This is a genomic window from Leptospira wolbachii serovar Codice str. CDC (assembly GCF_000332515.2).
GTDB lineage: Bacteria > Spirochaetota > Leptospiria > Leptospirales > Leptospiraceae > Leptospira_A > Leptospira_A wolbachii.
Map to the genome: position 1 here is coordinate 444,352 of NZ_AOGZ02000014.1, position 14,059 is coordinate 458,410.

The 14,059-nt window shown below is 41.5% G+C and carries 9 protein-coding genes; 1 reads left to right on the forward strand and 8 read right to left on the reverse strand.

Annotated features, from left to right (window positions below; genetic code table 11):
- Window positions 1–10: 10 nt before the first annotated feature.
- The 6 genes from LEP1GSC195_RS07685 to rlmN form a co-directional block, all read right to left on the reverse strand.
- The gene (locus LEP1GSC195_RS07685) at window positions 11–3,139 is read right to left on the reverse strand and encodes a TAT-variant-translocated molybdopterin oxidoreductase (protein ID WP_040507005.1); all 3,129 of its coding nucleotides are present in this window, start codon (window positions 3,137–3,139) and stop codon (window positions 11–13) included.
- 24 nt (window positions 3,140–3,163) lie between these two features.
- Window positions 3,164–3,676, reverse strand: coding sequence for a cytochrome c3 family protein (locus LEP1GSC195_RS19495; RefSeq protein WP_002974237.1), 513 nt, complete (start codon window positions 3,674–3,676; stop codon window positions 3,164–3,166).
- A gap of 261 nt (window positions 3,677–3,937) precedes the next feature.
- Complete coding sequence (locus tag LEP1GSC195_RS07695; protein WP_015682183.1) at window positions 3,938–5,938, reverse strand: methyl-accepting chemotaxis protein; 2,001 nt, start codon at window positions 5,936–5,938, stop codon at window positions 3,938–3,940.
- A gap of 232 nt (window positions 5,939–6,170) precedes the next feature.
- A complete protein-coding gene (locus tag LEP1GSC195_RS07700; RefSeq protein WP_040506552.1) occupies window positions 6,171–7,877 on the reverse strand; it encodes an ArnT family glycosyltransferase in 1,707 nt (568 codons plus the stop codon).
- Complete coding sequence (locus LEP1GSC195_RS07705) at window positions 7,874–8,158, reverse strand: Cys-rich protein (RefSeq protein ID WP_015682337.1); 285 nt, start codon at window positions 8,156–8,158, stop codon at window positions 7,874–7,876. Before LEP1GSC195_RS07705 ends, LEP1GSC195_RS07700 begins: the two co-directional genes overlap by 4 nt.
- Window positions 8,145–9,203 carry a 23S rRNA (adenine(2503)-C(2))-methyltransferase RlmN gene (gene rlmN, locus LEP1GSC195_RS07710; RefSeq protein ID WP_051122377.1) on the reverse strand — a complete coding sequence of 353 codons (1,059 nt, stop codon included), beginning with the start codon at window positions 9,201–9,203 and terminating at the stop codon, window positions 8,145–8,147. Before rlmN ends, LEP1GSC195_RS07705 begins: the two co-directional genes overlap by 14 nt.
- 214 nt (window positions 9,204–9,417) lie before the next feature.
- Here rlmN and LEP1GSC195_RS07715 point away from each other — a divergent pair, with 214 nt between their 5' ends.
- Complete coding sequence (locus LEP1GSC195_RS07715) at window positions 9,418–10,737, forward strand: sterol desaturase family protein (protein WP_015680735.1); 1,320 nt, start codon at window positions 9,418–9,420, stop codon at window positions 10,735–10,737.
- Here LEP1GSC195_RS07715 and LEP1GSC195_RS07720 read toward each other — a convergent pair.
- The gene (locus tag LEP1GSC195_RS07720) at window positions 10,721–12,715 is read right to left on the reverse strand and encodes an LTA synthase family protein (RefSeq protein WP_015681286.1); all 1,995 of its coding nucleotides are present in this window, start codon (window positions 12,713–12,715) and stop codon (window positions 10,721–10,723) included. The genes LEP1GSC195_RS07715 and LEP1GSC195_RS07720 overlap by 17 nt on opposite strands.
- A 68-nt stretch (window positions 12,716–12,783) precedes the next feature.
- Entirely contained in the window at window positions 12,784–14,019 is a 1,236-nt protein-coding gene (locus LEP1GSC195_RS07725) for a PQQ-dependent sugar dehydrogenase (protein WP_015682235.1), read from the reverse strand.
- Window positions 14,020–14,059 lie beyond the last annotated feature (40 nt).

Here is a 14,059-nt window from a genome sequence, read left to right on the forward strand (position 1 = left end):
GTTCTCCCTGTTAAACGTCGTTTCGAACGCGAGTCATGTAGGTGACAGCAGGTCCGATGTTTAGGTATTCCAGAAGTTTGTAAGACCTAGGGTCTTTCAAGAGCTTCGCTACTTTAGATTCAGGATCATTTACGTTACCGAACACAATGGAATTGGAAGAACATGTTTGTTCACATGCCGCCTTCACTTCTCCATCCCGTAGAGTTCTTCCTTCGTTTTTCGCTGCGATTTTTTTCTCAGCAACGCGAGAAGCACAGAAGTTACATTTTTCCATAACCCCACGAGAACGAACGGTTACATCTGGGTTGAGACCCAAGTTTCTTGGAGGGCGAGCCTTAAAAGTAGGTGTTGCTTCTCCGAGTAAGTTGTGTTCATTCCAATGTTCTAACCAGTTAAAACGACGCACTTTGTAAGGGCAGTTGTTTGAGCAGTAACGAGTTCCCACACAACGGTTGTAAACCATATCGTTGGTTCCTTCCGAACTGTGAACAGTCGCAGCTACTGGACAAACTGTCTCACAAGGAGCATTGTCGCAATGTTGGCACATGAGTGGTTGGTGTGCGATTTCTAGTGATTCTGGTTTTTCAGGATCACCAATATAGTAACGGTCGATACGAAGCCAATGCATCTCACGACCCATTCTTACTTCGTCACGTCCTACCATCGGCACGTTGTTTTCAATATTACATGCAACTACGCAAGCACCACAACCAGAACAAGAAGTAAGATCCACTGCCATTCCCCATTTGTATCCTGGGTAGGCGAACTGGCTTCCTGGTTGGTCAGACGGAGCATTTGCCCCTTGTGCTCTTTGTAGTTTTCCATCGATTAGGATTTTTGGAATCTCTGGTTCAGGAATTCCTGCCCCTGGATTTTTTGCATAATCTTGGAGTTTTGCAGAAATGATAAGAGGTCTTTCTTTCCACTCTACACCCATCATCACACCCGGGCTCATCATATGGTGATCCTGTGTGGTAGCGAGTTTGTATTTCTTCCCTGTAGGAGAAAGAGTGATCGAAAGTCCAGAGTATACAGTGGATCCGTTTACTTCTGCTGCAAGAATGGAGGCATTTTTACCCACTCCGTTTCCAATCTCTCCCACATTCGTTCTTCCATAACCAAGAGCAATTCCCACTGCTTCTGGATGGAGGCCCGGTTGGACGAGTGCCGGAAGTTCAAATGATTTCCCGCCCACAGTGACTGTGACGACATCATTGAGTTTGATTCCCGACGAACGAGAGTATTGCGGGCTAATCGCAACATAATTGTCCCAAGTCACTTTTGATACTGGATCTGGAAGTTCTTGGAGTTGGGAGTTGTTTGCTCTTTCGCCAGAACCGATAGCGGTGCTTTCGTAAAGAGAAACAGTTAAACCTGATTTAGAAGGAGATAGAGGAGCGATGGTTCCACGGAACGATCTTCCTGATTTGTCAGCTTTTGGATTTCCAGAAACTAACACACCTTTTCTAAGTAGGTCTTCCCAGTTTGTTTTTTTCGAGTATTTTGTTTTGAGGTAATCGTATAACGAACTCGCACCAAGAAGAGATCCACCAGCCCAAGTGATGAGCATGTCTTCAAATGCTTTTGATTGGAAGAGTGGTCGGATGGTTGGTTGTTGTACGGAAACAATTCCTGCTACCGATTCATTATCTCCCCAAGACTCAAGGAAGTGAGACACAGGAGCAAGCCAATTGGAAGCAAGAGCTGTTTCGTCCACTCGGTCAGAAACTTGCACTACTTGTGCTGCTTCATGAAGGAGTTTTTTCCACTCATCTCCGTTTGGCGCTTCGTATACTGGGTTCACACCAAAAAGAATGACCACACCGGCCTTTCTTTCTTTTAAATCTTTTGCGAGAGTTTTTAAATTTTCAGAGTAATTAGAAAGACCTTCTTTCAAAGGATTTCCAGCATCGATTGTTTTTCCATCGTTACCAAGCATGCTGTTGAGCATGTTGACTGCGATTTGAAGATCGACTGCGTCTGCGGTTAGAGCATTCGAACCACCGGCCACCACAAGAGATTCACCCTTAGCAGAAGCAAGAGCCTTCGCCGTGCGAAGAACTACTTCTTTAGAAATTCCAAGCTCAGATGCTGCCGTTTCTACATTGATTCCAGAAACACCAGTCGATCCACCTACTCCCAAATCAGAAAGAGCCTTTGCAATCACTAGGGCAAACTTTCTTTGGTCCCCAGGTTTGATTGGGACTCTTTGGTCAGCATTAGAACCCGTCATGGAAGGATGAGTTTCTGCCGCAATGAAGGCGTTGAAAGATTTTACATTCTTACCAGTCAAGTCTCTTCTTTTGGAAAAGTCATTGTGGTAGTTTGTGTTGTTTAAAAAGTCACTGTCGATGGAAAGGATGACTTTTGCTTTGTCGAAATGGTAGTTAGGAAGTACTGCCTTTCCGTAAGATTTCTCTTGAGCAATTGTGATCGCATCATCAGAAGAAGCAAAAGCCACTTCGATGTGTTTTCCACCACCTACAGAACGTAAGAATTCAGAAATGAATTCCCCCGTTGCAGGAGATGTAAGAGGTTTTGTGACAACAATGGTTTTTCCTTTGTTGGCGTTTAGTTTCTCTTTTACATCTTTATCTAGAACGAACCAGTCGCTAGATTTTGCGGCACCATTTACCACTTGTTGTGGTTCTTTGGCACGGTCTGCATCGTATAGATCAAAAATAGAAGCTTGTCCCGAAGCACAAAGAGCACCTTCCGAAATCGGATGGTTTGGATTTCCTTCGAGTTTCAAAGGTCGTCCGTCTTTTGCTTTTACGAGAACACCGCAACCAACAGAACATCCACCGCATACTGATGCATAGTGGTAAGAGTGTCCATGTTTTACGAAGTCATACTGTTCTACTTCGTTGTTGTCTGGGTTCTTGATGGTGAGGTTCACATAAGGAACAATTTTTTCAGCAGGTTTTTGGATACAACCCACAGTTGTCATCACAACCGAGGCACCCATAAACTTAAGGAAAGTTTTACGATCGAAATCACCCTTTTTGATTTTTGCAATCAGGGGATCCGGAGATTTATAGAACTCTTGCTTTTGCAATTCACGTTCGCGAGAAGTTCCGCGAAGTTCATAAGACTGCCAAAGCGATTTTTTTTCTTTTTGGAAACTATCGTCTTTCATCATAAATTATTACTTGTCTCCCGATTATCTGTGGCACGTAGAACAATCGTTAGGAGCATTGTTCTCTCTATGGCAATCGACACAAAATCCCATATTGAGGGACTTGGACTGTCTAACCTTTACCATCTCTGCCATGTTGCCGTGGCATGTGGAACAATCAACACCGCGTTGTACGTGTCTTGAATGGTTGAAGTATACGAAGTCTGGTTGGTCATGAACCTTCACCCAGGGAACTGGAGTGTTGCTGTCGTATTGTTCTTTAAGCCACTTAACATGTTCTTGGTTACCCGCTACGTTACCTGCTCCATGACAGTTCATACAAGTGGAACTTGGAGGAATTGTGGCATGGGCCGAATTTTCAACACCGGTATGGCAATACTTACAGTCGATTTTGTTATCGCCCGCATGTATCTTGTGGTTGAAGGGGATGGGCTGGTCGGGTGAATAGCCCACATAACGGCTAGGTGAAAAAATCAAATATGCAAGCGCTGCAATCGCAACGATAGGCACAGAGATCTTGAGTATTTTTATATTCATTCGCAGATTTCCTGAATCCGTTTACACTGTCTTCTGACAAGGAAAGGTAAAATAAGAAAAAAAGCAAGTATGTAAGGGTTTTGGTTGCGAAAAAACATGAAAAGAGACATAATTCTAATTTTTTTTGAAACTTTCTTTATTGAAACCGAGTCTCAATAAGATCGCTTATGGCCACCAAACGGGCGTTATTTTTAACTTAAAAAATTAGAATGGGTTAGAATCGGCCTAAGATTTGCATGAGGTCCACTCGAATCTATCCCTCTAGCTCCTCGTTATGGTAAACCGCTTGGTAATGGTGCGCAAGGTTTCAGCCGCATGAGATAAACTTTGAGAAGAGGATGCCACGAGATCAGAACCCGTCGCAATGTGCATGGTTTCATTATTGATTCCAATGACAGACTGCGAAATTTGTTCTATGGCCCGTTTCTGTTCGTCGATGGCCCCACGTATGGACTCCGATTCACGACCAACTTCTGCTGACCGTTCATCCACTTCTTGGTTGTAACTCAGTTGGGATTTGGTAGCTTCTGAAAGACGTTTCATTACACTTTCGACTTCGGCAATATCTCGAATGATGAGGTTCAGTAGTTCCACCGAGGAACGAATTCCTTTGGCACCTTCCTCTAATTCCTTGCTGTTCTTTCCGATCATATCCTCGATCGCTTGGATGGAGTGGGCGGTTTTATCGGAAAGTTTGGAGATTTCTTCGGCGACAATGGCAAATCCCCGCCCCGCCTCCCCTGCTCTTGCCGCTTCGATGGCAGCATTCAAAGCAAGTAAACTGGTTTGGTCAGAGATTTCGTCAATGATGCCAATGACTTCTTTCATTTCAGAAGAAGATTCCAGGATGACGCCAATCACATCCTTCATTTGGTTTAAGGACTCACCACCGAGTTTGGCTTGTTTGGTAATGTTTTCTGTATTGGCGAGGGCTGCCTTGGTATCCTTTTCAATTTGGATGGCCCCTTTGGAAAGTTCCATGATCTTTTGATTAAATTCCAGGATGTTGTCGTGTTGTTTGACAGTGGAGGCTGCTGTTGTTTCCATACTTGCCACCACCTCTTCTGTGGTTGCCGAGATCTCCTCTGCCGAGGCCGCTGTTCCTTGTGCCATATCCGAAAAACTAGCAGAAGAATCACGCAAACTTTCGGAAGAGGACGCAATCTCTTCTGCGACTGTCTGGATCTCTCCGAGAGAGTTACGAATACTTTTCACAAAACCATCGAGTGCTAAATTCATTTGTCCAATTTCATCATGATTGGTAAGAGTGAATGACTCGGTTAAATCTCCAGCAGCCATTTTATCTAAAGTAGCAACAGATGTTTCTAAAGGTAACAAACGTTTTTTAAGAAATCGAAAGATGCCAAAAACAACAAGGGCGGTGATTAAAAACACAACCACAAGAGCCGTGATCGCAACCTGAATGAATCCAGAATTCATATCCGATTTAGGGAGTACCACTCCAATGATGGTATTCCATTCTTCTAGTCGTTTGATAAGAAAGGCAAAATCTTTTCCATTTTCCGTATATTCAAAGTAGGCTCCATCCTTGGCTTCAAGGATAGGCCGGCCTTCGGGAATTTTACTTAAATCCATTTTTAGAATTTTCGATTTGTCGGGACCAGCAAAGACAACTCCCTTGGTGGTGATGGCTGTGACATAACCATTAGAACCCACATGAATTCCTTCTCCCATTCGTTTGGAAACTTGTTCCAAATTCAATGCAATCCATAATATTCCCACAAGCCTGCCATTATCTTCAATGGGAAAAGAAACTAAACTCACCGGCAAACCAGTGATTGGTGACTCTTGGACAGATCCAATTAAAAATTTCTTCTTTAGTGCGACAACAACATGGTCCCCTACTTTAGCTTCTTCCAATTGATATCCGATTGACCTTGGAATTCCTGCAGCAAAGATTTTGGCATTTTGGATGGGTGCCGATAAAAAGATATTTTCATATTCCCCATTCGCTTCTTGCATCATACCAACGAGGAGATCGGTTGCAAATTTTGCCTTTCCGGATTGAAAGGATTCTACGATCTCTCTTTGTTTGGAAAGAAGCCCTGCGATTCGCAGTTGCGATTTATAATAATTGGAAAGTTCGGCCCCAGCACTTTTGCCTGCGTTTTCCATTTCTCCTCGGTAGACTTTAACAAGAAGCCCCCAATTTAAATACAAGATGAGAGTCGATACAACCACTGATAAAACTAAGATGGAGAAGAATGTATATAAACCGAGGATGTATTTTAAACTTTTCATATAGCACCGTATGTGACGTGTCATTACACCGTGTTTTTAAAAAATGGAAAGGATTTCTTGGAAAAATATTTCCAAAATTGTTTTTTGTTGGAAAGGAACAACGGTGATCCGCTGTAAACCATTAGTACATGTCTCTAGAAAATAGAATCGGCGGATCCGGAGAGGGCAAAAAAAAAGGCCCTGATTTGACATCGAAGGGCCCTAAAAACCAGACTTACACAATTTAGCCTAGTTATACTTTCGAATTTTTAGAAGATTTCCCCTGAATTTTTTTTAGCCAAACCAAAGAAATTTTCTTTGTGACGAGGTTTCTTGTCTCTTTTTTCAAGAAACCGATGGTGGGTGTGGCCACTTTGAAGGATTCACGTTCCAAAACCGGCACAATGCTGTATCCAGGCCCTGCCAGTTCCTGTAATTGACCAAGTTTTTCGGAAGGTAGGATGAGAAGCCTCTCCGGCTTTTCTGACCAAAGTTTGTCTAATTTATCCCGATCATATACGTTTCTAAAATTTCTTTCTGCATAAAAACCGTAAGACCGTTTGGAATTGGACAACCAAAAGGTATAAACAACTGGTTCGTTTGGTTCTAGTTCTTTGATTTTGGCGCCAAATTCTTTAGCAGGCTGGTAACTAGTGAGTAGTGGATAAAATTGAATGCTTATCGCACTAAAGAAGAGAGTGGCACCCACTAAAGTGACAAGAACTTCCAGTGGAATGAGTTGGGCCGATAACATGATAAATAGAATTCCGATCGCACCAAATACATAATAAACAATTCCAACATCGGCTACAAAGATAGGGATAAGAAAGTATCCCACCAAATACACAAGACCAGCGATAAGGAAAGACGGACGCAAACGTTCTACAGTAGAACGAAACAAACTTTCTTCGGCAATCTTCCCGAAATATAAGGCTGCTCCAGGCAAAACCCAATAGGTGTACTGCGGGAGAGGAAATCTTGAAAAAGAAATTAAGAATAAAAATAGAAATACCCAAAACGGAATCACGAAGTCGATTTCTTTGTATTCGTTAGCGCGGATTTTGCGAAGGATTTCCTTCCATCCCAAAGACTTGATATAGTTGTAAGTGCGAAATGCGATGTAGATAATCATCGGCACCACCCCACTAAAGAAAGCCCAAGAAAAGGATTTATAAAAGTAGAACGGATCAAATTTTACATCGTACATCTCTTTGTAAAAACGACCGAAGGATTGAATCCACAAAAAGAAGGATGGGCCATAAGAGTTAAAACTTTTATAGAGTAAAACACACCAGAAGGCAGGAAGGGAGGCTAGAACCAAAATCCCTGTAGGGACTCTCATCGATAATAACAACTTCCAATCCCTGCGAAAAAGAATATCCCCACCAATGGACAATGCTGGGATCACAACAGAGATAGGACCCTTGGTAATAAATCCCATAGACATCATCAGATACATTAAGTAAAAGAAGTTTGGATTTTTCTTTCTTCCTAAGTAATAAAAATGATAAGTAAAAACCAAATATGCAGTGAGATACACATCGATTTTGGGATCTACGATCATGGCATAAAAACCAGGAGCAAGTAGATATGCAAAAGATGCCAAATAACCTTGTCTTTCTTTTCCACCAGTTAGAATGGTGATTCGGTAGATCGAAAAAACAGAAAGTAAACTGAGTAGAATAGCAGGAATCCGAAATGCAATATTGTTAATCCCAAATAAAGAAAAGGATGTGGCAATCGTCCAAAAAGTTAAAATGGGTTTGTCTAAATAACGCCTTCCATTATCGAACAAAGTAAAAAAATCACCAGACAACACGAGTTCGCGGCTTATCCCTGCATACTGAGAACTATCAATATCGATCACATCCAAAGGAAGAGTAAATAAAACAGGGAGGGATGCGATCAGTAATAGAATTCGATAAAAAATTCTTTCAGAGGGGTTCAGTGTTTCTTTCATTCTAAAGTACCAATTTGTAGGAGGCATTGTCCAAATCCTTTGCAAGAATTGGGTTCTTGGTCATAACATTGGAGGATATCACTATTGTGTGTGGTACAGCCGTCCATACATTGGATGCGGCCTGTACGTTTGACATCAGGGGCAAGCGTGAGTTTAAGTTCTTCCTCAGTACAAGTGACAAATACTTCGCAAGCTGCCTGGCATTTTTTTTCGACGATATCTTGGCAATTGATAAAAAAGACAGCTATCGCAAGAGTTAAGATCCATTTACCGTGTTTCACTTCGAATTCCTTTTAGAGCTAACATTCCGCAAGCACCGTTGATGTCCCGACCAGGACTCCTCCGGTTGAGAATGGGAGCTGTTGTTTTAGCTTTGAGATGCATGACAAAATCTTTTACTTCATCGTCTGTAGGTCTACGCCATCCGGTAAAATCGGTATTCAGTGGAATCACATTGATTTTACACTTATTGACTGAACGTGCAATCTTTGCAAGACGCTCCGCATTGTCGCGACCCATGTTTACATCGGGGATCATTACATATTCAAAAGTAATGGCGCGGTCTAGTTCCTTTGTGAATCTTTTTGCAGATTCAACAAGTTTATCTAACGGATGTTTATCGTTTACATCCATAATCGAGGAACGGGAATTAGGGTTGGGGTGGTTGAGAGAAATTGCAAAATTGAATGGTTCTTTGTTTTCGATAAATCGATGGATTCCCGTTGTCACACCGGCAGTAGAGATTGTGATTCGAAGTGCCCCAAGACCAAAACCTTCCTGGTCACGAAGGATATGGGCTGCCTTCATCACAGAAAAGTAATTATGCATGGGTTCCCCCATTCCCATAAAAACAATATTGGTAGCACGGTCTCCGACAAGACGTTCCACTTGTAAGATTTGGTCCAGGATTTGCCAAGTGTGAAGGTTGCCCTTGTATTCCAAAAGGCCGGTGGCGCAGAATTTACAATTGAGAGTACATCCAATTTGAGAAGAAATACAGATGGTTTTTCGCCCGCCATCGCCTGAGGGAATCCAGACAGCCTCAATCTCTTTGTTTTCACCTACATAAAAAGTGAATTTGCGAGTGCCGTCTTCTTTGGATGCAAGGTCCCTTCCGAGTTCAATTTCGGGATAAGAGGTATGTTGTTTTAATTTTTCTCGGGCTTCTTTGGACAGGGTGGTGAACTGGTCTAAGTTCGTATAACGGCTCTTATAGATCCCTGTATAAATTTGTGCTGCTCGGTATTTTTCCAGACCTAAGGAAACACATAGCTCTTCTAGTTCTTTTTTGGTTTTCCCTTTGAGAACCGGTATTTCCTCTTTCATTTGTTTGGATTTCCCACCTTTAGCCAATCTTTTCTGCGCCCCCCAGAGGGACAAGGATTTCCGGCAATTCTCTAATTCATACTCCAGAATCAATATCGGAACAAGTCTAAAATGGAAGTCTAGGACCATTCTTAGTGAAATTACTGAGTCCAAATGGACATTGACTTACACGCATTGATTCAAAAGCCTAGTATCAAGTGAGGAAATTTTACGAATGAATAGCGACGCCTTTATGGAATATGCCTTTATCGTCATGGTCGCGCTGATAGGAATCGAGATATTTGTTTCCTACATCAAAGGAAAAAAATATTACCGATTGAACGTTCTCATTGCTGACGTGAGTACAGGTGTGATCTTTGCTTTGATTGGGGTGGTTATCCTACTCGGAGCACTCTATGTCTATGACAAAGTAGAGAAGAATTTTTCACTCTCTGCATTAGGTTTCCATTTTTTTCCACTGGAAAGCCCGTTTCGTTTTTCGCCTAGTTTTTCAGTTAACTGGCAGGCTCTTGGAGCTTGGAGTTTTGCGGTTGTTTTTGCTGATTTTGTCTATTACTGGTTTCATAGACATTGTCATGAAATCAATTTGTTTTGGGCCACTCATGTCACGCACCACTCCACACAAGAAATGAATTTATCCGTTGCCTTTCGTGGGAATGGATTACAAAGAATATTCGAATATACTTACTTTCTATCCATGGCACTCCTTGGAATTCCTTGGCCTATGTTTTTACTCAGTCACAGAATTTTAAAAGTATACCAATTTGTGGTCCACACTCGTTTTATCGGAAAATTAGGATTTTTTGAACAGTTTATGGTAACTCCCTCAAACCACCGAGTCCACCATGGAATCCAACCCAAATACATTGACCGTAACCATGGAGGAATTTTTATCATTTGGGATCGTATGTTTGGATCCTTTGAATGGGAAGCAGAAGAACCCATTTACGGTTTGACTAAACCCGTGAACTCATTCAACCCGATCACGGTAAACCTACATGTATTCAAAGATATGTTCTTCCAAGTATTAGAATGTAAATCGTTTGGTGATGTGTTTAAAACAATTTTTGGACCTCCCGGTTGGAAACCCACTTACCTCATCACAAATGCTGATGTGGCTCCCGAGCCAAACAAGGTGGTCAAGTATGATCCAAAACCTCCAATGGGTGTGATGGTTTATGTAGCTCTCCAAGCAGCCGTACTAATGGGAGTGGGTCTTGTGATTTGGAAGGTAGCAAAAATCAATTTGGAAAAAGATATGGTGACCCTAGGAATCTTATCTGTTGTAATTATCTTTAGTTTGTTCTCCATAGATAGGACTATGGAGATGAAACGATGGTCGAGAAGAACGGAAGTGGTTCGGAATGTCCTTTTTATTTTAGCTTTTGTGGGTGCCCTTGTGTATTCCAATATTCCAAAAATTGAAATCTTTGCGATTCCACTCATTGGCCTCTCGTTTGTATCCTTAGTATGGATCATCCTCAAACGAAAGACCTTCTTTGATTTGAGTAATATTTCTAATACTTGGTATTAGATTTAATCTCTTTTAGAACGGACTCCGAAGGGAACAAATGGTTCGACTTCAGGAGTTCGTCTCCTAAATTTAGGAAAGCTTTGGTTTTATCTCCATGTTTTTTACATAGGTTAATATCCTTGTAACAAAGTCCAACGTCCACAAACGGTGGTTTGATGGTTTTTGTTTCGCCTTGCCCGCCAGATACCGATTGGTAATACAAAAAGTCATCTTCAATCCACCCAAAGATATTCCCGTAAGCAAAATAAGCTGACTGTCCCTTCACTTTCCTTAGGTCCCGACCCATCACACTAAAGTAAACTTCCCTTTCCATAAATCCGAGAATGGTCGGGATTAAATCGAGTTGAGATGTAAAATCTTCACGAAGTTCCGGTTTGATTTTTCCGGGAGCATAAATTAGGAGAGGAACATTACGATCTTCATAATAATTGAGAAATCGGTGGTGGCTATGGTCAGAGACAAAAAAGAAAATGGTGTCTTTAAAGTAAGGAGCCTTTTTAGCTTTTTCCATATATTCATTCAGGGCAGAATCCGCATAATGGAGAACATTTAAGTATTCGCTGTCCTGAGTAGTTGATTCAAACAAACGATACTTTTCCTCTGGCACTTTGTAAGGATAGTGAGTGGTTCCTGTATGAATGACAGAAACAATTGGTTTTTCTGATTTCACAAGAAGGAGTTTTTTATGCATGGCATCGAGGGAAGCTTCATCCAAATAACTCCAAGGTCCTGTTTTGTATTCAGGAACTTTTTCTAACTCATTTTTTCCGACAAGAGTATCAAAACCCCAATGGTACATGATACTTCCCTTATTATTAAAACTAAGATCGGTTCCTGTGACAAAAAGAGTTTCATATCCAATGGTTTTTGCAATATTCCCAAGTCCTGAAAAACGATTGAGAATTTGTGGTGTACGAACTGCTGTTAGGCCTGGCCGATCAGGAATACCACCCATAAGAGCCATAAGTCCATTGGTGGTACGTCCCCCACTCGCAAAAAAGTTCTTAAAGAACATCCCTTGGCGTATGAGTTGGTTGAAATATGGTGTGACTACTTTTCCTTCGACCTTACCTGTTCCAATGATATCGATGAATTTTCCAGTCCAACCCTCTAACACAATCACAACGATATGAGGTAGGGGTTTGTTTGTAGTGAGAGTGGTTTTACGAAGGAGTGGGTATTCTTCGCTCACAAAAGTGGCACCTGGATAGGTCACTTCTTTTTGTACGATGGCGCTTGCATCACTTAACTTCATAAAGTGACGGTCATCCACCTTGGTCATCTTTAAGTCGGTAATCACAGTAAAGCCGGGGTTCAGAACTAAGTCATTGATGATGGTTTCTTTCGTGATGATGGCGTCGCTGGTGCGAAGGGGGCTTGTCTGGATTCCTCCACGGATTCCAAGAACCAAAAGGGCCAAAACCACAAGGAATTGTAATCCAGCCCATTTGTAGTGCAAATTTACATGAGAATAAGGAAACTTAGATTGGATTTTATAAATTCCAAAACTAATCCCTCCGATCACAAAAAGCCCAAGTAAAAACAGAAAAGGATTTTGGGAAAAGGCAGAACCCACAAGAGGCAACATCTCAAACCCAAGATAAGCAAAGGCTTCATATCCTAAATGTTTGTTTCCGTTCTCATAATAAATCAAGTCAGCGATGAGCAGGAAAAGAAGTAGGATAATCAATATGACAGGAAAGGTTCTCCAGACAGCTCGGTAAATACGGTTACGATTGAGAAAGTGTAATGAAGAATACAACAAACTCACACCAAGTAACACACATAATACGGAGATATCAAATCTGGCCCCTTTTAAAAATGCTTTTAAGAGGATCCAAATTGATTTGTCATGAATTCGGTAGGAATACATGGCAAAAAAGCAGACTCGGTAAATAGTAAGAAATACAATTCCAAGGCTTGCCAAAAGTAAATGAAACCGGATGTAAAACGGTAATTTAGAAAATAGTTTTTTCATAAATAAAAATTAAGTAACTTCCATAAGGCAAAAATAGTGATCGATTGTTTTTTTGTTCGGTTCAATGTTTACGGTTTTACCATTTTGTAAATGGTTCCCGTTTGGTAGTCGGCCACAAAGATTTCCCCATCATTGTCCCGTCCAAATGTTGGAATGAGTAAGTTCCATTTTCCAAGAGTTATGGTTTCTGTAACTTTTGAGTTCTCCCCTGGTTTGGGAACCGGGATCGCCCAAATTTTTCCTTGGATAAAATCGCCAAACACATACATTCCTTTCAAATCAGGAATGGCTGATCCAGTATACACATATCCACCAGTGATAGATTGGCCTTCGTCTCTACCATATTCATAAAAAGGAGGTTGGTAAAGAGCCGTATTACAGCCGTCAGTAAAACAATGGAATCCCTCTGTTTGGTTCCAACCATAGTTTTTTCCAGAAAGAATGATATCCACTTCTTCATAAGCATCTTGGCCTACATCTGCTACAAGCAAACGTCCGTCAGGTGAAAAACTCATGCGCCAAGGGTTACGAATCCCATAAGCAAAAGTTTCCGGTGCATAACCTGCTTTTCCCACAAAGGGATTGTCTGAAGGAATGGAATATGGTTTTTTTGACTGGGTGTCTGGAGTCACACTGATTCTTAAAATGGATCCAAGTAAGGTGTTTGGGTTTTGACCGTGGTTTTTTGGATCGGCTCTCCAACCCCCGTCTCCTAACCCAATGTATAAATACCCATCCAGACCAAAGGCTAATTGCCCGCCGTTGTGGTTCGGATAAGGTTGTTCCACTTGCAGTAACACCCGTTCGCTTGCAAGTTTCATTCCCTCAAAGTTAGTAGGGTTTTCTACCACCCATTCAGAAACAATGGTCACATCTTTGTTGCCTATCGCTTTAACATAATTGGTATATAACTTTGGTTGTTTCGGAAATTGAGGATGAAAAGTGAGACCAAGTAAACCTTCTTCACTGTCTGTGATGACTGGGAATGTGGCAAGGACACGACTTGTCTTTTTTTCCCGATGGAAAAGAATCATATTCCCTGCTTTCTCCAAAGCGAATAAAAAGGGAGAGTCTCCTGGTGGAAACTGGATGTCTGTTGGTTCCTTTACTTTCACCACTTCTTGCAAAGAGATGGTGACCTGTTTCCGGTTAGCATCAGCACCAATAAAAAGAGGTTTCGCTCCGAGGACTTGCCCATCAGTTTCATAGGTTTTGTTGTAATTCTTTAGGACACTGCGAATTAAATCATCACAAGAAAGAGTCATGGACAGAATGGAAAATAAGACAAAGGTTTGGATTTTCATAATACTTAAGGTTCCCATCCTAAGATAATTGGCTTGGATT